Genomic DNA, 21,993 nt, shown 5'->3' with positions numbered 1-21,993 from the left:
GTTTCCAGCGTAAAAGGCAACGATATGGCTTTTGACGCCTGCCGTGCGGAGGCCCGACAAGGGGGAGATGAATTGAAATCACCGGCATCCGATGCTGAACGCCCCGTGCTGGTGCTGTTTCGGGATGACCTGCGTGTCGCGGACAACGCTGCGCTCGCCGCCGCCTCTCGCAGTGGCAAGCCGGTTATCGCCGCTTTTGTGCTGGAAGGGGCGTCTTCCGGCGCGCGCCCTCTCGGTGGCGCCAGGCGCTGGTGGCTGCATCACTCGCTGGCGGCGCTCAACGGTACATTGGCGACAATCGGGGTGCGACTTGTGCTCCGGCGCGGAGCGATGGGCGAGGTGGTTGATAGCCTTGTCACGGAAAGCGGCACGGATACCGTTTTCTGGAATCGGCGCTACGATCCCGGAGCCATCGCAGCCGATACGACGATGAAGGCGGGTCTGCGCAATCGCGGGGTTGCGGCGGAGAGTTTTGCCGGCCATCTGTTGCACGAGCCATCGCGCCTCGTTACCTCGACGGGGGGATATTACAAGGTCTATTCGCCTTTCTGGAAAGCGGTGGCGGCCGGTCCCGAACCGCGAGACCCGCTCGACGTGCCGGACGGATTGGAGCCCTTTGCCGGCAATCTCGCCTCAGACGCTCCCGATGCCTTCGGGCTGCTGCCAACGAAACCCGATTGGGCGGGCGGCTTGCGGCAGAGCTGGACGCCGGGCGAGGCCGGGGCGCGGGTGCGGCTGGACGATTTCGTAGCCGGGGCGCTGCAGGATTATGCGGAGGGCAGGGATTACCCCGCCTATCAAGCCACGTCCCGCCTGTCGCCGCATCTTGCGCATGGCGAGATCACGCCGTTTCAGATTTTCGCTGCCCTGCAGGGCGCGGGCAGTGACGTGTCCGGCGCGGGCGCTGCAAAGTTTCGCAAGGAGGTGGGCTGGCGCGAGTTCTGCTACCATCTTCTCTTCCATAACCCGCATCTGGGTACGCGGAACTTTCAGCCGTCGTTCAACGCATTTCCGTGGCGCGAGGATGAAGAAGCGTTGCGGGCGTGGCAGCGTGGCTTGACCGGATTCCCGATTGTCGACGCCGGTATGCGCGAGCTGTGGGAGACGGGCTACATGCACAACCGCACACGCATGATTGCGGCTTCGTTCCTGACCAAGCATCTGCTTGTCGACTGGCGTGCGGGGGAACGCTGGTTCTGGGATACACTGGTGGACGCGGACGCTGCCAGCAACCCCGGCAACTGGCAATGGGTGGCGGGATGCGGAGCGGATGCCGCACCTTATTTTCGCATCTTCAACCCGGTTCTGCAGGGGGAAAAATTCGATCCCGAAGGCCGCTATGTCCGCCGATGGCTGCCCGAACTGGCGCGCTTGCCCGCGCGTTATATCCACAAGCCGTGGGCGGCTCCACCCGCCGTCCTCGCGGAAAGCGGCGTGAGGCTTGGCGAAACCTATCCCCGGCCCATTGTGGACCACCGCCTTGCGCGTGAGCGGGCGCTGGGAGCTTATGAAACCGCCCGGAGTGCGCCATGAACGTGCAGCGCATCGCCCCTGTGGAAGCCAACGGGCCGCCGCCCGCGGAAGCTGGCGTGCTCTATCCGGGCGAGGTCATGCATCAGCGGCTGAGGCCGTTCGGCCATCGGTTCACCTACAACGTGTTCTCGCTGCTGGTCGATATCGACCGATTGCCCGAACTCGGCCGCGCCACCCGGCTGCTGGCCGTCGACGCACCGGGTGTCGTTTCATTCCGCCAGAGCGATCACGTGCCGCATCGTGGCGAAACGCTGCGTGCGCATGTCGACGGGCTGCTGCGTGAAGCGGGGCTCGCGCTACCAGCCCGGCGGGTGTTGCTGCTGGCCTATCCGCGCATTCTCGGCTACGTCTTCAACCCGCTGTCCGTCTACTTCGCCTACGGGGAGGGCGACGAGCTTGTGGCGCTCATCTACGCGGTGCGCAACACGTTCGGCGAACGCCATACCTATGTCGCGCCCGTGCGCGAGGGAGAGGCAGGGCCGGCCGGCATCAGGCAGACGCGGACAAAGATCTTCCACGTGTCACCCTTCATCCCGATGGGGGCGCGCTATGACTTCCGCATTCTGCCGCCGGGGCGGCGCGTGCGGGTCCATATCCATGAGACGGATGCGGGAGAAGGGCTGCTGACAGCGACTTTCGACGGCACGGCGAAACCGCTCACGAGCCTTAACCTCGCCGTGTTGCTGGGGCGCTTTCCCTTGATGACATTCAAGGTGATCGCCGCAATCCACTGGGAGGCGCTGAAACTCTGGCTCAAGGGCGCGCGTTTCCACAAAAGCCCGCCGTTGCCGCCGCCGGCGAGTTTTCGCGATGAGGGCGAGATCGTTGCGCGCGAATGAAGCGGTTCAGGTGCTTTGATTGTTAGTCACTACGCGGCCGCCCGGGCCAGAAGGCGTTGACGCGCCGCTGATAGGCGCGATAGGCCTCGCCGCGCTCCCGCAGCATATGGGCTTCCAGCGGCGGAATGCCCGACGCATGAACAAGAATCCAGTACATGAACACCGGTCCCGCCAGAGCTGCCCAACCCCACGGATAATCGCCACCCGTGCCGATGGCGATCGCGGCGTATCCCGTCCACCCCAGCCATTGAAAGAAGTAGTTGGGATGGCGTGACAGTCCCCACAGGCCGGCATCGCAGATGCGCCCCCTGTTGGATGGCTCCTTGCGGAAACGTGCGAGCTGCGCATCGGCGATGCCTTCGCCGGCGATGGCCGCGAGCACGATGACGATGCCCGCTGCATCAGTCCACGCAAGTCCCGGCGTCGGGTTGCGGGCGGCGAGAAAAATCGCCCCCGCCAGCAGCAGGGCTGCCGCAGCCTGTATTTGCAGGAACCGGAACAGCTCGCCGCGCCATCCGGCCCCCCACTCACGCCGCAGCGTCGCATAGCGCGGGTCGTCCGCACCGCGCGCTGTGCGCAGGGCGATGTGCAGTCCGAGCCGGAGCGACCACGCCGCCGCCAATGCCGCCACGAGCCGTTGCCGCGCCGGGTCGGCAGGCCAATCCCGAATGGGCGCGAGCGCCAGCGCCACGCCCGCCGCGCCGACGAGAAAGGACCATGTCGTGTCGACCCATCCCGATTTCGCGCCGCGCGTCACCGCCGCCCATGCCGTGGTCATGGCCAGCGAAAGGATAATGGCCGTGGCGGCGAAGGCGACGGCTGCGGGCATGTCAGAAGCCGAAAAGCGGCTGGACGATGCGCCCGAAGAGGCCGCTCAGGCGCATGCGCCCGTCCAGCGCCACAAGGCAGATGCATTCGCCGTCGCGATCCACGATCGGCTGGTGTTCCACCTCGTCGTCCACCTCGGCGAGGTCGCCAGGGCCGAAGCGGCCCAGTACATCGGAGAACGAACCTGACAGGACATGGGTGAACTCGGTGCCGGAATGACCGTGTTCAGGCAGCTTCCTGCCGGGCGCGACTTTCAGCAGCATGATGCTGGCGTCGGGTTCGCGCGGCGTGCTAATCCGGCTCATGCGCACGCCCGGGCCCAGCCAGCGCCAGGCGCCGATATCGCAGCCGGCAAGAGCGTCCGGCAATCTGAGACCATCGCGCGTGACGGGAGATGGCCGCGCGGCCGACGGGCCGGCATGACGCCCGCTTGGCGCGGGCGCCGCCTCGGCGTCGATGCGCGTCAATGCGGCGGCCAGCGCGGTGGGCGCGAGGGCGGTCGCGGGCGTCTCATCCAGCACGGCGCCGCCCAGCGCCTCGAAGGTTCTCAGGCGGTTTCGGCAGAGCGGGCAGACGGCCAGATGCGCGGCGATCACGATCGCCGGTCCCGCCGCGAGCGTGCCGGCGGCGTAGCGCAGCAGCGTTTCGTCGGTTGGATGATGGGCGATTGTCATGGTTCGTTTTCCAGGAGGCTGCGCAGGCGTTTCATGGCCAGCCGGATGCGGGACTTGACGGTGCCGAGCGGAATGCCGAGTTCTTCGGCGATCTCTGATTGCGATTTCTCGCCGTAGAACGTCAGACGGATGACGGTCGACTGCTCGGCGGAGAGCCCGGCCAGCGCACCGCGCACGCGCAGCTCGCGCTCGGCGGTCAGCACGGTTTCCTCCAGCGTCGGCGGCTCCTCGACAGGTTCTTGCGGCAGGGCGGACGGGTCGCGCTCACGGCGCAGGTGATCGATGCGCAGGTTGCGCGCGATGGTGAACACCCATGTCGATACGCCCGCCCGCGCGCTGTCGAAGTAGGACGCCTTCCGCCACAGCGACAGCATCGTTTCCTGCACCAGATCTTCCGCCACCGGCGCCGAAACACCGGCGCGCATGAAGAACGTCTTGAGGCGGGGGCCGAAATGGCCGAACAGCCCGGCAAAAGCCTGACGATCCCGATCCTCGGCAACGAGCCGCACCAGCCGCGTCAGCTCGTCCGGCGCCAGCGCCGCCAAGCCGTCTCCCGCCGCGCTCACCAGACGGACCCGCCCGGCCGATGGCGCTGGAGCGGGCGCGGATGCGAACTGTTCCAGAGTGTCATTCATGCGCCTTTCTACGCCCCGGCGTACGCACCGGATCACACGCGGGATGACTTCTTGCGGAAGGCGGTTTTCCCCTCCGGACGATGACTGCCGGTGATCCGCGCGCCGCCGCCGCCCGTAGAACCTAGCTGAACCACGTCGCCGAATCCACACCGCCTGCTTTCAGCGCCAACGGATTGCCATGAAACATCTTGCTAATCCTCCCCACCGGTTGAAGGTTGCCGTCGTGGGCGGTGGCATCGCCGGGCTTTCTGCGGCATGGCTGCTGTCGCAACGCCATCAGGTCACGGTGTTCGAGGCGGACGACCGCGTCGGCGGCCACAGCCATACCGTCGATCGCGGCGGGGTGCCGGTGGATACGGGTTTCATCGTCTACAACGAAGTGACTTATCCCAATCTCACGGCGCTGTTCCGCCATCTCGACGTGCCGAGCGTGGCGACGGACATGTCTTTCGCGGTGTCCATCGACGGGGGGCGGATCGAGTATGCCGGCTCGAACCTCGCGGGCTTGTTCGCGCAGCCGGCCAATGCGGTGAGCCCCCGGTTCTGGTCCATGCTGGGCGATCTCGTCCGTTTCTATCGGGAAGCGCCACGCGCCGTGCGTACTCTCGGGCCGGAGGTGGGCCTCGCGCAATATCTCGATACCGCAGGCTTCGGCGCGGCTTTCCGCGAAGACCATCTCTATCCCATGGCGGCGGCGATCTGGTCGACGCCCTCCATCGAGATCGGTGACTATCCGGCGGCGGCCTTCATCCGTTTCTGCGAGAATCATGGCCTGCTGAAATTCATCGGGCGGCCCGTATGGCGCACGGTCAGGGGCGGAAGCCGCACCTATGTCGATCGGCTGACGGCGTCTTTCAGGGGGCATATCCGTACCTCGTCGCCGGTCGTCTCCATTCGCCGAACGGAGGAGGGGGTTGATGTGAGTGTCGCCGGCGGACCTTCCGAGCAGTTCGATCACGTCGTGATCGGCGCGCATGCGGATCAGGCCATGCGCATGCTCGCGGATCCCTCCGCCGAGGAACGGAGTCTTCTGGGCGCGTTTGCCTACGGCCGCAACCGGACGGTGCTGCATGGGGACGCCGCCCTCATGCCGCGCCGCCGACGTGCCTGGGCGGCGTGGAACTATCTCGCCACGTCGGCGCGATCAGGCGATGCGCCCGCGCCTCCCGGTGTGACCTACTGGATGAACAAGCTGCAGGACATCGACCTCGCCACACCGCGTTTCGTCACCCTGTGCCCACCGCTGGAACCGGACGCCCGCACCGTGCTGTGGAGCGGCATCTATGAGCATCCGCGCTTCAACGCCGCCACGGGCGACGCGCAATCGCGCCTCTGGTCGTGCCAGGGGGTGCGGAATACCTGGTTCTGCGGCGCGTATTTCGGCGCGGGCTTTCACGAGGACGCCCTTCAGGCCGGTCTTGCGGTCGCGGAGCAGCTCGGCGGCCTCAGGCGGCCGTGGGACGTCGCGGACGAATCCGGCCGCATCGTCATCACTGAAAACCGCAATGCAGGAGGCCGCCTTTGTCTGTCATGATCGCTCCGACGGAAAACGGGATCAAGCTTGAGCCGACGACGCAGCGGACAGGGGGCCATTGCCGCACGTTGCCAACCGTTCGCCTCGATCGCGGCAATTTCTCCTCCATGACGGCCTCGTTGTCCTGGCGGGCGCGCATGATGCTGCGCGCGGTTGTCGATCTTCCCTGCGGTTCGCTGACTGTGCATACGCCGGAAGGGCTTGCGCTGTTCATCGGCGGCAGGGCCGAGGGGCCGCATGGTGAGATCGTTCTGAGGAACTGGAATCTGGCCGGCCGCGCCTTCGCGAACGCAACCGTCGGCGTGGCCGAATCCTACATCGACGGTGACTGGAACAGTCCCGACATCACCGCGCTGCTGCAGCTTTTCGCCGTCAACGAAGCCGCCGGCCAGCAAGTGGCGCGGGGCGCCGCTCCGTTGTTCAACGTCTTGCAGCGCCTGCGTCACCGGCTCAACCGGAACACCCGCGCCGGCGCGCGGCGCAATATCTCGGTCCACTACGACCTCGGCAATGCGTTCTACCGCCAGTGGCTCGGCCCGTCGATGACCTATTCATCCGCTCTTTACACCAATGGGGCGAACGATCTGGAAAGCGCGCAGGCGGCGAAATATCGGGCGTTGGCGCGCGACGCAGGTCTCGGTCCGTCTGACCACGTGCTCGAAATCGGCTGTGGCTGGGGCGGATTTGCAGAGTTCGCCGCGCGTGAGATCGGTTGCCGCGTCACCGCGCTGACGATCAGCAGCGAACAGCACGCTTTCGCCCGTGAGCGCATCGCCCGCGCCGGGTTGACGGATAAGGTGGACATCCGGCTACAGGATTACCGCGATGAGCAAGGCATCTACGACCGCGTCGTGTCCATCGAGATGTTCGAGGCGGTAGGAGAGCGTTACTGGCCCCTCTTTTTCGGCAAGCTGCGTGCATGGCTGAAGCCGGGAGGGCTCGCTGGCATGCAGGTCATCACCATCCGGGACAGCGCCTACGCGCGTTACCGCGCGCAGCCCGATTTCATCCAGCGGTACATCTTCCCCGGGGGCATGCTGCCGACGCCGTCGATCATGCGGAAACTCTCGGCGGAGCACGGCCTGAGCGTGGCGGGCGAACGCATCTTCGGGCACGATTACGCCCGCACGCTGGCCGCATGGCGCAGCCGTTTCCACGATAGCTGGGAAACGATAGCGCCGCTCGGTTTCGACGAGCGTTTCCGCAAGCTGTGGTCGTTTTACCTGCACTATTGTGAGGCCGGTTTTCGCGCCAACTATATCGACGTGCGCCACTTGACGCTGCGGGGCTGAAGGATGGTTGCGCGCGGGGGGCGATCTTCGCCCGGGAGGCGGGGGCGAAATCGCCGCTCAGCCGACCTCGCGAGGTTTTGTGAGGAGTTCTGGAGTGTTTCTGTCAAAGACAGAAGCACTCCAGCATTTGCCTGTGGCGGAAAAAGCTTCACTTTTCCAATGCTCAAACGCCGCACGGGCTCAAGAGTTTTTCAGCTTTTTGATTCAATCAAAATGAGAAAAACTCCAATGTCCGGAGCCTACGACGAATGGACCCGCCGGCGCCGTTGCATGACGCTGGCAAACCGTTGCATCGTCAGCGATAATCCCCTCTCCAGACGACCCGTCCTCGCGGCTTGCAAAACTGGGCTACGTCTAAATTGATGATATTACACCGCCTCCTTTGGCACGGCGGGCCTCTTGCTACCTGATCGCGTTCGGTATACCTCGGCATACAATCAGCTTGTCGCCGTTCGCCGGAAACTTTTACGGCCAGGTATGCCTGCTTAATCCAGCCCTGAATCGTAGGGATCGTCATGAGCTTGTACACAGACTACCTCACTGAAATTGAAACGCGCAAAGGCAGCGGCCTGCATCCCAAGCCCATCGATGATGGCGCACTGGTGGAAGAGCTTATCGCGCAGATCGAGGAGGCTGGGAACGAGCACAGGTCCGATTCTCTGAACTTCTTCATTTACAATACCTTGCCCGGCACGACGAGCGCCGCGGGGGTCAAGGCGAAATTCCTGAAGAAGATCATTCTCGGCACGGCTATCGTACCGGAGATTACTCCCGCATTCGCCTTCGAGCTTCTGTCTCACATGAAGGGCGGTCCGTCCGTCGAGGTCCTCCTCGATCTTGCGCTTGGGGATGATGCCGGAATCGCCCTGCAGGCCGCGGACGTGCTCAAGACGCAGGTGTTCCTCTATGAGGCGGACACCGACCGGCTGGGCGCGGCTTACAGGAACGGCAGCGCGATCGCCAGGGACATTCTCGAAAGCTATGCCAAGGCGGAGTTCTTCACCAAGCTTCCGGATGTCCAGGAAGAGATCAAGGTCGTGACCTATATCGCCGCGGAAGGCGATATTTCCACCGACCTGCTGTCTCCCGGCAACCAGGCGCACTCGCGTTCCGACCGCGAACTGCACGGCCAGTGCATGATCTCGCCGGAAGCGCAGGCGGAAATTCAGGCGCTGCAGAAGCAGCATCCCGACAAGCGCGTCATGCTGATCGCGGAAAAGGGCACGATGGGCGTGGGCTCTTCGCGCATGTCGGGCGTGAACAACGTCGCCCTGTGGACCGGCAGGAAGGCCAGCCCCTACGTGCCTTTCGTGAACATCGCCCCGGTCGTTGCCGGAACGAACGGCATCTCGCCGATCTTCCTGACGACGGTCGACGTGACCGGCGGCATCGGCATCAACCTGAAGAACTGGGTCAAGAAGGTCGATGCGGACGGCAAGCCGATCCTGAACAACGATGGCAACCCGGTCCTGGAGCAGAAGTACTCCGTCGAGACCGGCACTGTTCTGACCATCAACGCCAAGAGCAAGAAGCTGCTCGACGAGGCCGGCAACGAGCTTGTCGACGCATCCTCGGCCTTCACGCCGCAGAAGATGGAATTCATGAAGGCCGGCGGTTCCTACGCCATCGTCTTCGGCAAGAAGCTGCAGACCTTTGCGGCCGAGACCCTTGGCATCGAGCCGACGCCCGTCTTCGCGCCGAACAAGGAGATTTCGCGCGAGGGTCAGGGCCTGACCGCCGTCGAGAAGATCTTCAACCGCAACGCCGTCGGCGTCACCGGGGGCAAGGTGCTGCACGCCGGCTCCGACGTGCGCGTCAAGGTGAACATCGTTGGCTCGCAGGACACGACCGGGCTGATGACCTCGCAGGAGCTGGAGGCGATGGCCGCGACCGTCATTTCCCCCACCCTGGATGGCGCTTACCAATCCGGTTGCCACACAGCCTCGGTCTGGGACAAGAAGGCCCAGGAGAACATCCCCAAGCTGATGAGGTTCATGAACAACTTCGGCCTGATCACCGCGCGGGATCCGAAGGGCGTGTATCACTCCATGACGGACGTGATCCACAAGGTGCTCAACGACATCACCATCGACGACTGGGCGATCATCATCGGCGGCGACTCGCATACCCGCATGTCCAAGGGCGTGGCCTTCGGTGCCGACTCGGGCACCGTGGCGCTTGCCCTGGCCACGGGTGAGGCGACCATGCCGATTCCGGAATCGGTGAAGGTGACCTTCAAGGGCACCATGCGCAGTCACATTGACTTCCGCGACGTGGTCCACGCAACGCAGGCGCAGATGCTCAGGCAGTGCGGCGACAACGTGTTCCAGGGCCGTGTGATCGAGGTTCATATCGGCACGTTGCTGGCCGACCAGGCCTTTACCTTCACTGACTGGACCGCCGAGATGAAGGCCAAGGCCTCGATCTGCATCTCGCAGGACGAGACGCTGATCGAATCGCTCGAAATCGCCAAGAGCCGCATCCAGATCATGATCGACAAGGGGATGGAGAACGCGGCGGGCACCCTGCGCGGCCTGATCGCCAAGGCCGACAAGCGCATCGCGGAAATCCGCTCGGGCGAGAAGCCCGCGCTCGCGCCCGACGACAACGCAAAGTACTTCGCGGAAGTTGTCGTCGATCTCGACCTGATCGACGAGCCCATGATCGCGGACCCCGACGTGAACAACGCGGACGTCTCGAAGCGCTACACCCACGACACCATCCGCCCGGTGTCCTACTACAGCGGCGAGAAGAAGGTCGATCTCGGGTTCGTCGGCTCCTGCATGGTGCACAAGGGTGACATGAAGATCGTCGCCCAGATGCTCAAGAACCTTGAGAAATCGCAGGGCAAGGTCGAGTTCAAGGCGCCTCTGGTCGTGGCGGCGCCCACCTACAACATCATCGACGAACTCAAGGAAGAGGGCGACTGGGAAATCCTGCAGAAGTATTCGGGCTTCGAGTTCGACGATCTGCTTCCCAAGAACAAGGCCCGCACCGAGTACGAGAACGTTCTCTATCTCGAACGTCCGGGCTGCAACCTCTGCATGGGCAACCAGGAAAAGGCCGAGAAGGGCGATACCGTCCTGGCCACGTCCACGCGCCTGTTCCAGGGACGGGTCGTCGAGGATACCGTCGAGAAAAAGGGGGAATCCCTGCTTGCCTCGACCCCGGTCGTCGTCCTTTCCGCGATCCTCGGGCGGACGCCCAGCGCGGAAGAGTACAGGGCCGCTGTGGAAGGGATTGACCTGACCAAGTTCGCCCCGCCGCTGGAAAAGCCGGCGATGGCACGGTCTATCCATTTCTGAGGGAACGGCCGGTGCAGTTCAGGGCCGCTGACCAGCGGCCCGCGAGACCGAGGGCAGATACCCGCCAGCGTTCGGGACGGCGGCGTCGCTGCTCTGGTGGGGTCGTCATATAAACTCGCCCCCTCATACGAATGCGGGGTGTGATCCGTCACGCTCGCCGTTCCGAAAGAATGCACTCGGCCAACGGTTCGTCCACCCGGCCCACGAAGACGCCGGGGCCGGGACTGGCGCTCCGCGCAGGCGGCGCATACAATTGCTCCAGCACTTCGCGCATCGGTGACTGTTGAGCGCGGCAAGCCAAGGTCTTTCGCTGCAAGGGTGAAGCTGCTCCGCTCGACGATGCGGACGAAGAAGCGCATCGCATCGCAGCTGTTCATTGTCCGTTACACACGGAAACTAATATCGATTTAATAGTAATTATCCGCTTTACGGATTGTGCTATCCAGTTCGCAGCGCAAGGCGTCCACGAACACAAGGTGAAAATCAAATGCCTGAACAGAAAGTTGCCCTCGTTACTGGTGGTTCGCGGGGTATCGGCGCTGCCATTTGCACACGTCTGGCCCGTGACGGCTTCGCGGTGGTGGTGAACTACGCCGGCAATGCCGCCGCCGCCGATGCAGTGGTGCATGAGATCATCTCCGCGGGCGGCAAGGCCATGGCCGCGCAGGCCGACGTAGCCGACGCAACGGCAGTACGCCGCATGTTCGACAGCGCCGAGGCGGCCTTCGGTGGCCTCGATGTGCTGGTGAACAATGCGGGCATCATGAAGCTTTCGCCGCTTGCCAAGGCCGATGACGCGCTCATCGACAGTCAGATTGGCACGAACCTCAAGGGTTCGATCAATACAATGCGCGAAGCGGCGGAGCGACTGCACGACGGCGGACGCATCATCAATTTTTCCACCAGCGTCGTCGGCCTGAAGCTGGAAAACTACGGTGTCTATGCTGCCACCAAGGCAGCCATCGAGACGCTCACCGCCATTCTTTCCAAAGAACTGCGCGGACGGGGGATCACCGTCAACGCGGTAGCTCCCGGGCCGACGGCAACCGCCTTGTTTCTTGACGGTAAATCCGCCGAACTGATCGAGAAGATGGCAAAGATGAACCCGCTGGAGCGTCTTGGCACACCCGAGGACATTGCAAGCGTCGTCGCCTTCCTTGCCTCGCCTGAAGGCGGGTGGATCAACGGCCAGACCCTGCGTGCCAATGGTGGCATGGTATAAGCACGAAGGTTCATGGAGCCGCCAACGACAATTACACATTGACCAAGTGCCGATTTATTGCCACATTTCGCCAGCGGAGGCGGCGCCGTTATTTTGAAATTGAACGGGCATCGCGAGAAATCAAGGAGCTAGGTTCATGATGAGCCGCCGACTTGGCGCGTTTCTTGCGATCGTAGTTTGCCTGTTCTGGTCTCCGGCATCGGCAACGGATACGGCGAGTACTTGCGGGCCGGAACCAAACAAGTTTGTTGCTAAACGCACCCCCGTCAATGCGGCGCACGCGGAGATCCTGAATCTCATCGCCAAAGGCTCGCCGGATAAAGAAGCTGTTTCAAAGCGCCTGCCGAAAATGCAGGCTGCCGTGCGTGCGGAAAAACTGACTCGTGACCAGGAACTGCTGGTGCGCTTCGACCTGGCAAACATCAACGCCATGGTGGCTGAGACGTCCGATCGAAAGCTCAATGAGGCTCTCCAAGCAGCGCGGAACGATCTTCGCAAGCACGCCAAGGGCGTAGAAGCGCTCTCTGTCCTCGCGGAACGGGATTTGAACCGTCAATCCACCGATATAAAAGAGATCACGCGGGCCCGGCAGTTTTTGACGTATCTCAGCACGCTCGTTGATGATCCGGGTGAGATTTGGCCCCTGTTTCGTATAGCGGGTGAGAACACGGACGGTTACCGCAATCTTGATCCGGAAGTACGCGCCGAGTGGCGAAAGACTGCCGAGCACGCGGCTGCCCTCTATCGGGAGCACAGGTCGCCACGGGTGCGGGCTGAAAGCCACCTTGCGGTTGCCTCCTTCGTATCCATGAACTCCGATGCAAGCACAGTCGAGCGTCTGCAGAACGAGCTGCGGCAGCATTTCGACGAAGTTGAACGGCTGGCGAAGCTGGACACGGTAATCGACGAACGGGGACGGAAGGAGGACGATTGTCGGCACATCTCGCTCAAAGCAGTCGAAACGGCTCTTTCAGTGTTTTCGAAAAGCGCCGATGACGCAGAACGCCGGCGTGCGATAGAGTTTGGGATTCCCCACGCTGCCAATGATGGTATGCTGGAAACGGATTACATCGGTGCCATTAGTAACGTCGCACCGATATTCCGTGTGCGAAACTCGTATCCCGACATCTATCGCAAGGCGATGAATATTATCGATCCGCTCGTATGCGGTGAGGGAATACAGCGCTCCTACTGCGTCGAGCATATACTCGTGGATGCATTTTCCCAGTTGCAGGTGTTCACACTCGCACGCGAGTTACAGTCTTCCTACCTCAAGGCGGTACGTAGCCATTCTCGTGACCCCATGGTGCTCGGCGAGGCTCTGGTCCGTCAGGCTGAGCTTGAATGGTCGTATGGCTCGGCCAGTCGTGCCGAAACGGTGTTCACGGAAGCTTCCAGCATAGAGGATATATCTCTCCAAACGCGCGTGAGCATGTTGCTGCTCGGCATGAAGATTGCCGACGCGAAGCTCGATGACGAAGCGGTCGTCGAGGCGGCGCGACGGCTCATCGCGCTATATGAAACTGTGGCACTCCAGGATAATGCTGAGATACGAAGCAACATCCGGCAGGCGCTGGATGAAGCAGTGTGGTTCTACTGGAGAGGTAAGTTTTGCGGCGGTTGTGGCGAAGAGATGGATGCCGTTGCTAAGTCGTGGTTCAGACAGAGGGCTGCAGAGTTTGGCAAATTTAACGAAATGGACGCCACAGATTATTGGCCTGTTCTTATGATACCCTATCTCGACAAGCATTTCATGACGCCGCAAGATAGAAATACTATTGTCGATGCTGCACTTGCATTGACAAGAGAAAATTCAGTGCGGGTCGCAAATCCGAGCATATCTGTCGATATCGAGCGTAGCGCTCGACTTTTTGCGCCGAAGAAGATGAAAAGTGATCAAACAGCTCGCGCAATATCTATCGTAAGTCACTTTCGCATTAATGACTCATATGATGATTTTTCAGTTGCATTCTTTAAATTTCTTTTTCATAAAGACTACAATTTACAGAAAAAATTGTGGAAAGATTACTCCGATTATTGGTTCGATAGTGACTTCAATCAATGGGGAATGGATACAAAATACCTGCAAACGCTTGAGAACGGCGCCAGGCTTCTCTCTGCCCATGGCTTCGATACTGCTGCGCGGATCGTCTGGCAGGACATGCTGCAGCGCATGGAACCTCGCGATCCGGCCAATCCGTCGCAGGTGAGCATTACTGATCGAGCCAAGCTCGCGCTCATTGGGCTCGCCGCCCCGGCGCACGCGCGCGAGGCCGCCTATGCCCTGGCGGAAGAGGACTTCGAGCAAGCTAACCGTCATCTCGACGCGATGCGTAGACTTGTCGAGGATCGCTTTACGGCCGAGTGGCGTGCCGGCAGCGAACGCACCGTCTTCTTGTTCCGCGAACTGTCAGGCGCATTGCGCCTTGCCGCTCAAACACGCCTGAAGCTTGCCACCAATCCCAAGGTATTGCGCCTCCTGCCGGATCTTCCGGAACAGGCGTACAGGGACTTGCAGCTGGCCATGCTCGGCGACACCGGCCTCACGCTCCAGTCCGCGCACCGGCGCAGGATACTGTCCGACCCCTCGCTCGAAGCGGCATTGACGCGCCGTGATGAAGCGTCCGCTTTGCTGGAACTCCATGAAGCCCACGAGACGGTGATCGAAGCTGCTGATGAATTCTGGGCCGAGAAAGAGCGGCAATCGCTGCAGGACCGTCGCCGCGAGGCCGAGGAGCAGGTTGCCAGGCTGCTCACCACCTCCGGCGACATCACGGCGTTTTCCCCGGTCTCCATTGGTGAAACGCGGGAGGTTCTCCGCCATGGCGAAGGCTTCTTGTCGCTTCATGTCGGGAGCGATGCGGTTTACGGGCTCTATTTCGGCAATGGGACCGGATCGCCGATGATCTGGCGCAGTCCCATTCGCGCTGCGGAACTGGATCGGCAAATCGCGACGCTGCGTCAGGGGGTGATGATCGAGGGTGGAAGGCCGCCACCTTTCCCGCTCGAAAAAGCGCATGATCTTGCCAATCTTCTGCTGGGGCCGGTGAAAGCGCATCTCAAGGAGGTCGATCGGCTGATCATTGCCACCGATGGCCCCCTACAGTCCCTGTCCTTTGCAATTCTACCCCTTGACGTGACAGGTTCCCCGTCAGCAGGGCCGTCCGGATCCCTCCATCGCGGGATCGAATGGCTCGGCGTGAGCCACGCCATTACCTATACACCGTCTGCCCAGACACTGGTGGCAACCCGCCGGTCGCCGGTCGCCAGCGCTGCATCCGAACCGTTCTTCGGCTTTGGTGACCCGTTGATCGGTTCCGCGCGGAAAGAAGCGCAGATGCAGGTTGCATTCAACACCTTGTTGTGGCCGTCAACTACCCGTGGCGGCATTAAGGTGACGGATCTTGCCAATCTGCCTGCCTTGCCGGATACGGCCATAGAACTTCGACGCATGGCGAAAGCCCTTGGCTCAGGCGACGACGTCATCCGCCTGGGCGAACATGCAAGTGAAACCCTGCTGCGGCAAACCGATCTGTCACGCTATCGGGTCGTGGCGTTCGCCACCCATGCGATGGTCGCCAGAGAGCTGTCCGGACATGTTGAACCGGGACTGGTCCTCACGCCCCTCGACACCCCCTCCGAAAACGACGACGGCTATCTCTCGCTGAGCGAAATCCTGTCACTGAAGCTCGATGCAGACCTCGTCGTGCTATCCGCGTGCAACACGGCGGCGTCCGATGGTCGCCCGCGCGCCGAGGGCTTCTCCGGCCTTACGCGCGGTTTCCTGAGCGTCGGCGCAAGGGCGCTTCTGGTCTCACATTGGTCCGTTCCGTCGGCGGAAACGTCCGAACTGATGTCGAGGCTTTTTGCGGCTCATGCGCATGAGGGCGCACCCTCATGGTCTGTCGCACTGCGAGATTCGATCAGGTCCATGGTGAACGATCCCGACCAGCCAACGTATTCCCATCCCGCGAACTGGGGCGCGTTCGTCGTTGTGGGTGACGACGCGCGGAGACGGTGATGCGTTGCTTCCGTGGTTTATCTGCTCGGTATCCGAGGGTGCGAGAGCTTTTCCGCGCAGTCGTGCTGGTGCTGGCCATCATTCTCTTCGGCCTGTTCTCAAACCTTCCCGAAAAGATCCCGCAGTTTCTGGAAAGGATGGTGACGCCTGATTGGGCCGTATGGCTTGCCCTTAAAAGCAACAGCGCGCCGCAGGCGCAACGGCCGGTGAGCCTCATTGAGTTCGATGACGAGACATTCCGTCATTGGGGGCATCCTCCCCGCTTTCCCCGCGACGAGCTTTACGGGCTGGTCCGCTTCGCCGCACGCGGCGGGGCGGAAGCCATCATCGTCGACGTCGACCTGACGGCATCTGCCGACGAGAAGGAATTCGACGAGCTTCTGTCCTTCCTGAACGCTTACGAGAACGAACAGGCGCGCAACGGCAGCAATATCGTGCCCCTGCTGCTCGTGAGGCGGCTTTGGCCGCTTGTCGACGCGGGCGGTAACGTCAGCGTACCGACCTATAACATGCGGGGGAGAGACGCGCTTGCCGGGAAGCTCGCGGATTTGGAAAGTTTCATGCAGTCTGCCGAATTTGTCCTATGGGTCAATGCGCTGCTGGAAAGAGATGAACGCGGGGTTGTGCGCACCTGGTCGATCGCAAGACTGACGTGCAATCCGCCCTATCCACAGTTCCCGACGGCCTTTCTGTCGCCGGGGACGGTGGTAGGCGAACTCGTCCACACCCCTGAGCCATTGCTCGCCCTAAAGCGGGCCAAGGGCGTCGCAAAACATGTTGCGGAACTTCGGTGCGGACCGCAAGCCTCGAAAGGGAGCACAGTTCCCAGCTTCTTGAAGACCGGTTTTTTGGCGGGACCGAACTGGAATTTGCCGATTCCCTTCGTGTTCAGGTTCACGCCGGGGACGCGGGAGTTCAGCGCCGCCATGGCGACAGACAGATATGGGCGTTTACGGAACCTCGTTACTGCATTTTCCGCCCGCAACCTCGTCTCGCCATACATGATGGAGAACAAGAGCTTCGCGCGCCTCGATTGCGCGGCGATCCATGCCGAAGAGGCCGTGCTTCGTGGTGCGGCCCCCGGATGCGATCTGATTGGTGATCGCATCGTCGTGATCGGCGCCACCCACATCGATACGGGCGATCATCACGTGACGCCGCTCGGCACGATGCCTGGAATGCACATCCTTGCGAATATAGCTTCCGGGGGCAGCGCAGTAATCATGGATGCCCAGGATGACGCGCGTCTTTTGGAATGGGCACCGATTGCGTTCGCCCTGAGCTGGTTGCTGCTGTCCTCCTTCCTGAGGCCGCTATTGTTCGGCTTATTCGCGGTGTCTCTCGTGCTGGCGATCGTGGTGCTCGGCTCTCTTGCTGGTTTCTCCCCTGCATCTCTGTCATCCACGATCTTCAAGGGAACGGTATTATACGGCTTCGCGCTCCTTCTACGGAGGTTCTACGTGATGGTTTCCAGGCGTTTGAGCCAGTTCACCGGGTTGGTCCGGCGCCTTGCCGCCCGGATAGCGGGGCCTTCGACCACGGGAATTCTTGTTTGCGCCGCGGCTATCGTAGCGGCTCATCCTGATTCCGCCCATGCGCAGACGCCGGTCGGCGTCGTTTCTCACTTCGAACCCGTGCCCCAATCGTCGTCCGCAGTGCTTATACGCAGAGCAAACCAATCCGAGCGTTCATTGCGTATCGCTGAGGAGCTACTGGAAGGCGACGTCATTCGCGTGCCTAACCGGGACGTGACTGTCCATATCATGCGATCCGGCGGGTCGCATGTCATCTGCGAGGTGACGGCGCGTAACTCCGAGTGCTCATGGCAAGCTCAGGGCTCCGGCTTCTGGCGGCAGCTTCCACAGTACTGGACCGAGATTGTCGATATGCTCAATCCGTCACCGGTCGCCGCCAACAGTGTGACGCGCGGTCCGGGCCAGGAGCAGAATGATCCGTTACGTATTCCGGTTTCGAAGGGCGTGCGCCAGAATCTTCTACGCTCCTCCGGCGGTGTGCCTGTTATCTGGTTCGGCGGAAAGCCGCCGTTCCGCATGACGCTGCGTAGCGGGGAGGCAGAAGTCGATAAAGGTGAGACAAGCCAACGTTTCATCGCGCTGCCCTATGAAGAGCTGTGTTCAGCTGACAGCACGTATTTCAAGGTCCGAGACAACGCTGGTGGGGAAGCTGATATCAACTTCACCTGTGTCGATGCACTGCCTCCCAATGAGATCGCAGCGCTTTATGAACACATGTTACAAGCCGATCGGACTTTCATTTTGGCCACGTTCCTTTCACGTCTCGATAACGGTGCCTGGACACTGGAAGCGGTGCAGCAGGTCAGGCGCATTCCCGAGCCTTCGCTCGCCGCTAGAATGTTCGTCGAGAAGCTGTTCTCAGGAAATTATCCATAGTCATAATATAGTAATAAATTGCGAAATCGTCGAAAATTGCCTCCGCTGGAACGACGAACGCCCCGGCATCACCTGCGTCACCAAGGAACTTGGAGACCATACGGGCCGCCTGAGGGAGACGCTTCGCGTTGGGCAGGACGTCAGGGTGGAAGGTCCTTACGGCTGCTTCACTTTCGGCGACGACCGGCCGCGGCAGATCTGGATCGGCGGCGGCATCGGCATCACGCCGTTTCTTGCCCGCATGAAGCATATGGCGCTTCAGAAAGGCACACCGGACTGGCCGCTCTCGCAGCAGATCGATCTCTTCCACTCGACGGCCGATGTCGACGAGGAAGCGCGGGGCAAACTGACGGAGGGCGCATCGGGTGCCGATGTCCACTTGCACGTCCTGATCGACGCGCGCGACAGCTATCTGACCGGGGAGCGGATACGCGAGCCCGAGGTGCGCCACCTGCTTGTCCGACAGGGCGGAGCCGCAGGTATTGATGGGTGCGCTGGGCACGCCGGCTGCGGAGAATGTCGAAACCCAGTGTGCCGATCGCCGATCGCCGATCGCCTGACCGTCACCCAGAACCTCGGCCCCACCGACGCGGTCAAGCACGCCGTCGCGGCTTCCCTTGGCATTTCCATCGTGCTCGATGCCTCCGTGACCAACGAGGTAAGGGACGGGCGTCTCCACGCGATCGAAATCGAGGACGCGGCGCTGGCGAAGGACATTTACGTCATCATACCGGCGAAGACACCGCCGAACTCGGAAATCCACCGGTTCGTCGCCTTTCTGATGGAATAGGGACGTGCCGGTTGTTGCTCTGTTCGTTACGGCGCGGAGAGGAGGGCGACGGCGGTGGCGCTCAGCACCGCGAGGGTGATGAGGGACAGGCCGCCGGCGGCGAGCACTCTTCCGCCCGAAGAGAGAACGGTGCGAAGATTGACGGACAGGCCCAGCGCCGCCATGGAAAGATTGGTGAGGCCGGACGACAGGTGACTGAGCGGCGAAAGCAGTGCTTCGGGAACGAGGTTCAGCGACCGCGCCGTCATCAGCACGGCAAAACCGATGACGCACCACGGAACCGGCACCGCGCGGGCTCCCGCCTGCCCCCCGGCACGGCCGCGCATCAGGCCGAGGCAGGCGATCACGGGACCAAGCATGAGAACACGTATAAGCTTCACCAGGATGCCGATCTCGGCGCTTGCCTGGCCAATGGGTATGGTGGCCGCCAGCACCTGCGGCACCGCATAGAGCACCATGCCGGCGATGACGCCGTATTGCCACTGTGTGAGATGGAGAAGCGGGAATGTCAGCGGCAGCAGCACCACGACCGGGATGCCCAGGGCGGCCGTGAATGTGATGGAAGCGGTCACTTCTTCGCCCTTCGCGCCGATCACGGGGGCGGCGGCGGCGATCGCGGAATTGCCGCAGATGGCGTTTCCGCAAGCGACGAGTATCGCCACCCGCCGCGGCAGTCCGAGCATTCGACCGATGCCATAGCCTGCCGACAGCGTCATGACGACAACCGTCATCACTGCGCCGACCATGGCGAGGCCGGCATCCACAATCGCTGTAATGCTGGTCGAGGCGCCGAGAAGCACAATGGCGATTTCCAGAGGCCATTTGGCGGCGAATTGCACCCCGGGGAGCCAGCAGGGCGGAATTTTCCAGATTGTATGGATTGCCGTTCCAAGCAGGATCGATAGGATAATACTATCAATCCAGGTAAATCCAAGAAATATGAATTCAATATTCGCAAGGAAGATAGCTGAAATCGTGATAAATACGCAAGCGGACAGACCAGTTAGAAGTTTTTTATATTTCATGATAAATATCATAAATTTCGTATGTTTTTGACTGACTTGAAATATATTGCATTGTTAAAAAAATATATCTATCGAGAAAAATGATACATTCTGTTTGACGAAACCGAACGGTTTGCCATGACTTTTGAGCAGCTCACCATCTTTGTCGCGGTCGCGGAGCGCGAGCATCTCACACGCGCCGCCTCCGCGCTTGGCTTAACGCCATCGGCTGTCAGCGCCTCTATCAAGACGCTTGAGTCTTTCTACAACGTACGTCTGTTCGAGCGGGTTGGCCGCGGCATCGAACTGACGCGCGACGGGCAAACCTTTCTCAAGGAAGCGAAGGAAACGCTTGCCCGCGTACGAGCCGCGGAACTCGTTCTGGGCGATCTCGGTAATCTCAAGAGAGGGCATATCGATATTCACGCAAGCCAGACAATCGCTAATTACTGGCTGCCACAGAGACTCCTTCGTTTTCGCGACGTCTATCCGGAAATAGAACTCAGTCTTACAGTCGGCAATACGATGACCGTCACCCGTGCTGTCGTCGAGGGCACTGCCGAACTGGGGTTCATCGAAGGCACCATCGATGAGCCGGCCATCGCGGCGCAAACGATCGCTCTCGATCAACTCGTCGTCGTGGTGCCGTCGGGCTGCAAGCTTGCGCCGGCAGGGAAACTGCCGGTTGTCGACACCATCAGGGAGCTTGCCTGGATCATGCGGGAGCCCGGTTCCGGCACACGTTCGGAATTCGAGGCAGCGTTGCAGGCGTTTTGCATCGATGTCTCCGAACTCAAGGTTCTGTTGACCCTGCCGTCGAACGAGGCCGTTCTGAAGGGAATTCTCTCCAGCGGGGCCGCCGCGGCCCTTTCCAGAGCGGTTGTCGAGCCTTTCATCGGGAACGGCACGGTCACGGTACTCGACATACCGTTGCCGTCACGCAAGTTCACCATCCTGAAGCACAAGGAACGCCGGTTGTCGTCAGCCGCCCGGCGGCTCAGCGAGTTGTTCCGGAACAGTTCGTTCGGGACGTAATTCCGGCGTGCGATCGAGATGGCCGCGCTGCCTACGGGACCGCATCCGGGCGGCGGCCGGGGTAGTCGTCGGGCAATATGAACGGGAACGGACCGGGTGCCCTGTCTATCTTGGCCGTGTGGGTGACGATCCGGTTGCCGGCAAGCCGATGCAGCAGAAGCTCAGGCGGTTCCAGGATGAAGCACGACGGCGCATCGGCATGCAGGTCGAGGGCGACCTGATGGCCCACGGACGGCGCGATCTGGCATAGCGTTCCGCCGAACAACTGCTGGATCGAACGATGCACGTGTCCGCAGAGAACGCGCTGCACCTGGGGGTTCCTTCTGACAAGGCGCTCCAGTTCCTCCGCGCCGTCGAAAAGGCGTGCCCTGTCCATATGGCCGATGCCGGTTTCGAAGGGAGGATGGTGCAGCATGACAAGCGTCGGCGCTTCCGGAGCCTCCGCGAGCGCGCGCTCCAGAAACGCCAGCGTCTCGGGCAGCAGCGCGCCATGGCTTTCGCCCTGCACCAGACTGTCGAGGGCGACGATGCGCACCGGACCGCACCGCACGGCGTAGTTGAGCGGGCCCGCAGAGGGAAGATACCCGGCGGCCCGGAAGGTGCGCCGGAACGGCTCCCGCCTGTCGTGGTTTCCCGGAATGGCGTAGACGGGCATGGGCAGCCGGGACAGCAACCCGGATACGATCTCGTATTCGTCGTCCCTCCCGCAATCGGTGAGGTCGCCGGTCACAAGAACGCAATCCGGCGCCGGGTTGAGGCGCAGCAGCGCGTGGATCGCGTGTTCGGCGAGGAGATTGGTTTCGGAGATACCGTAGGCGAGTTGGCCGCCGGGCCGAATATGCAGGTCTGAAATCTGGGCGATGAGCATTG

15 protein-coding genes and 1 pseudogene are annotated in these 21,993 nt (G+C 61.8%); 10 read left to right on the top strand and 6 right to left on the bottom strand.

All coding sequences use genetic code 11. From position 1 onward, the window contains the following. Nucleotides 1–24: 24 nt before the first annotated feature. Both FHS82_RS14820 and FHS82_RS14815 read left to right on the top strand, forming a co-directional pair. A complete protein-coding gene (locus FHS82_RS14820; protein ID WP_166954218.1) occupies nucleotides 25–1,533 on the top strand; it encodes a cryptochrome/photolyase family protein in 1,509 nt (502 codons plus the stop codon). Next, on the top strand, nucleotides 1,530–2,372 hold the full coding sequence (locus FHS82_RS14815; RefSeq protein ID WP_166954216.1) for a DUF1365 domain-containing protein: 843 nt from the start codon (nucleotides 1,530–1,532) through the stop codon (nucleotides 2,370–2,372). Before FHS82_RS14820 ends, FHS82_RS14815 begins: the two co-directional genes overlap by 4 nt. A 22-nt stretch (nucleotides 2,373–2,394) precedes the next feature. On the opposite strand, the gene FHS82_RS14810 is transcribed toward FHS82_RS14815, so the two are convergent. The 3 genes from FHS82_RS14810 to FHS82_RS14800 are packed head-to-tail and all read right to left on the bottom strand — an operon-like array spanning nucleotide 2,395 to nucleotide 4,509. Beyond that, a complete protein-coding gene (locus FHS82_RS14810) occupies nucleotides 2,395–3,201 on the bottom strand; it encodes a DUF1295 domain-containing protein (protein WP_166954213.1) in 807 nt (268 codons plus the stop codon). Between the two features lies 1 nt (nucleotide 3,202). Next, nucleotides 3,203–3,874, bottom strand: a complete 672-nt coding sequence (locus FHS82_RS14805; protein ID WP_166954210.1) for a ChrR family anti-sigma-E factor — start codon at nucleotides 3,872–3,874, stop codon at nucleotides 3,203–3,205. Then, nucleotides 3,871–4,509 carry a sigma-70 family RNA polymerase sigma factor gene (locus FHS82_RS14800; protein ID WP_166954207.1) on the bottom strand — a complete coding sequence of 213 codons (639 nt, stop codon included), beginning with the start codon at nucleotides 4,507–4,509 and terminating at the stop codon, nucleotides 3,871–3,873. The genes FHS82_RS14805 and FHS82_RS14800 overlap by 4 nt, the downstream gene beginning before the upstream one ends. A 178-nt stretch (nucleotides 4,510–4,687) precedes the next feature. Here FHS82_RS14800 and FHS82_RS14795 point away from each other — a divergent pair, with 178 nt between their 5' ends. From FHS82_RS14795 to FHS82_RS14785, 3 genes are all read left to right on the top strand, one after another. Next, on the top strand, nucleotides 4,688–6,043 hold the full coding sequence (locus FHS82_RS14795) for an NAD(P)/FAD-dependent oxidoreductase (RefSeq protein ID WP_166954204.1): 1,356 nt from the start codon (nucleotides 4,688–4,690) through the stop codon (nucleotides 6,041–6,043). After that, on the top strand, nucleotides 6,040–7,335 hold the full coding sequence (locus tag FHS82_RS14790) for a class I SAM-dependent methyltransferase (RefSeq protein WP_166954493.1): 1,296 nt from the start codon (nucleotides 6,040–6,042) through the stop codon (nucleotides 7,333–7,335). The genes FHS82_RS14795 and FHS82_RS14790 overlap by 4 nt, the downstream gene beginning before the upstream one ends. A 515-nt stretch (nucleotides 7,336–7,850) precedes the next feature. Next, nucleotides 7,851–10,640: a bifunctional aconitate hydratase 2/2-methylisocitrate dehydratase gene (locus FHS82_RS14785; protein ID WP_166954201.1), complete on the top strand. Its 2,790-nt coding sequence runs from the start codon at nucleotides 7,851–7,853 to the stop codon at nucleotides 10,638–10,640. 269 nt (nucleotides 10,641–10,909) lie between these two features. On the opposite strand, the pseudogene FHS82_RS14780 reads toward FHS82_RS14785, so the two are convergent. Then, nucleotides 10,910–11,017, bottom strand: a pseudogene (locus tag FHS82_RS14780) (helix-turn-helix domain-containing protein); the annotation flags it as partial. Between the two features lie 110 nt (nucleotides 11,018–11,127). Between FHS82_RS14780 and FHS82_RS14775 the strand changes: the two are divergent. The 4 genes from FHS82_RS14775 to FHS82_RS21445 all read left to right on the top strand — a co-directional run bounded on the left by FHS82_RS14775 (nucleotide 11,128) and on the right by FHS82_RS21445 (nucleotide 19,084). Continuing rightward, nucleotides 11,128–11,862, top strand: a complete 735-nt coding sequence (locus FHS82_RS14775; RefSeq protein WP_166954200.1) for an SDR family oxidoreductase — start codon at nucleotides 11,128–11,130, stop codon at nucleotides 11,860–11,862. A gap of 136 nt (nucleotides 11,863–11,998) precedes the next feature. After that, nucleotides 11,999–15,883, top strand: coding sequence for a CHAT domain-containing protein (locus tag FHS82_RS14770; protein ID WP_166954198.1), 3,885 nt, complete (start codon nucleotides 11,999–12,001; stop codon nucleotides 15,881–15,883). Further along, nucleotides 15,883–18,294, top strand: coding sequence for a CHASE2 domain-containing protein (locus tag FHS82_RS14765; RefSeq protein WP_166954195.1), 2,412 nt, complete (start codon nucleotides 15,883–15,885; stop codon nucleotides 18,292–18,294). The genes FHS82_RS14770 and FHS82_RS14765 overlap by 1 nt, the downstream gene beginning before the upstream one ends. A 145-nt stretch (nucleotides 18,295–18,439) precedes the next feature. Continuing rightward, nucleotides 18,440–19,084, top strand: a complete 645-nt coding sequence (locus tag FHS82_RS21445; RefSeq protein ID WP_166954192.1) for a LysR substrate-binding domain-containing protein — start codon at nucleotides 18,440–18,442, stop codon at nucleotides 19,082–19,084. Nucleotides 19,085–19,110: 26 nt separating this feature from the next. Here FHS82_RS21445 and FHS82_RS14755 read toward each other — a convergent pair whose 3' ends face one another. Next, nucleotides 19,111–20,109, bottom strand: a complete 999-nt coding sequence (locus FHS82_RS14755; RefSeq protein ID WP_208394266.1) for a YeiH family protein — start codon at nucleotides 20,107–20,109, stop codon at nucleotides 19,111–19,113. 117 nt (nucleotides 20,110–20,226) lie between these two features. Here FHS82_RS14755 and FHS82_RS14750 point away from each other — a divergent pair, with 117 nt between their 5' ends. Then, nucleotides 20,227–21,123, top strand: coding sequence for a LysR substrate-binding domain-containing protein (locus tag FHS82_RS14750; protein ID WP_166954188.1), 897 nt, complete (start codon nucleotides 20,227–20,229; stop codon nucleotides 21,121–21,123). A gap of 31 nt (nucleotides 21,124–21,154) precedes the next feature. On the opposite strand, the gene FHS82_RS14745 is transcribed toward FHS82_RS14750, so the two are convergent. Beyond that, nucleotides 21,155–21,991, bottom strand: a complete 837-nt coding sequence (locus FHS82_RS14745) for a phosphodiesterase (RefSeq protein ID WP_166954186.1) — start codon at nucleotides 21,989–21,991, stop codon at nucleotides 21,155–21,157. Between the last annotated feature and the right edge of the window lie 2 nt (nucleotides 21,992–21,993).

Source organism: Pseudochelatococcus lubricantis (assembly GCF_011762225.1).
GTDB lineage: Bacteria > Pseudomonadota > Alphaproteobacteria > Rhizobiales > Beijerinckiaceae > Pseudochelatococcus > Pseudochelatococcus lubricantis.
Note: the sequence above shows the minus strand (reverse complement) of the source record. Positions and strands in the feature narration are given on the sequence as shown.

Coding starts and splice junctions, on each gene's coding strand:
- FHS82_RS14820 (WP_166954218.1), top strand. CDS start 25: ATGGCTTTTGACGCCTGCCGTGCGGAGGCCCGACAAGGGGGAGATGAA.
- FHS82_RS14815 (WP_166954216.1), top strand. CDS start 1,530: ATGAACGTGCAGCGCATCGCCCCTGTGGAAGCCAACGGGCCGCCGCCC.
- FHS82_RS14810 (WP_166954213.1), bottom strand. CDS start 3,201: ATGCCCGCAGCCGTCGCCTTCGCCGCCACGGCCATTATCCTTTCGCTG.
- FHS82_RS14805 (WP_166954210.1), bottom strand. CDS start 3,874: ATGACAATCGCCCATCATCCAACCGACGAAACGCTGCTGCGCTACGCC.
- FHS82_RS14800 (WP_166954207.1), bottom strand. CDS start 4,509: ATGAATGACACTCTGGAACAGTTCGCATCCGCGCCCGCTCCAGCGCCA.
- FHS82_RS14795 (WP_166954204.1), top strand. CDS start 4,688: ATGAAACATCTTGCTAATCCTCCCCACCGGTTGAAGGTTGCCGTCGTG.
- FHS82_RS14790 (WP_166954493.1), top strand. CDS start 6,040: ATGATCGCTCCGACGGAAAACGGGATCAAGCTTGAGCCGACGACGCAG.
- FHS82_RS14785 (WP_166954201.1), top strand. CDS start 7,851: ATGAGCTTGTACACAGACTACCTCACTGAAATTGAAACGCGCAAAGGC.
- FHS82_RS14775 (WP_166954200.1), top strand. CDS start 11,128: ATGCCTGAACAGAAAGTTGCCCTCGTTACTGGTGGTTCGCGGGGTATC.
- FHS82_RS14770 (WP_166954198.1), top strand. CDS start 11,999: ATGATGAGCCGCCGACTTGGCGCGTTTCTTGCGATCGTAGTTTGCCTG.
- FHS82_RS14765 (WP_166954195.1), top strand. CDS start 15,883: ATGCGTTGCTTCCGTGGTTTATCTGCTCGGTATCCGAGGGTGCGAGAG.
- FHS82_RS14755 (WP_208394266.1), bottom strand. CDS start 20,109: ATGAAATATAAAAAACTTCTAACTGGTCTGTCCGCTTGCGTATTTATC.
- FHS82_RS14750 (WP_166954188.1), top strand. CDS start 20,227: ATGACTTTTGAGCAGCTCACCATCTTTGTCGCGGTCGCGGAGCGCGAG.
- FHS82_RS14745 (WP_166954186.1), bottom strand. CDS start 21,991: ATGCTCATCGCCCAGATTTCAGACCTGCATATTCGGCCCGGCGGCCAA.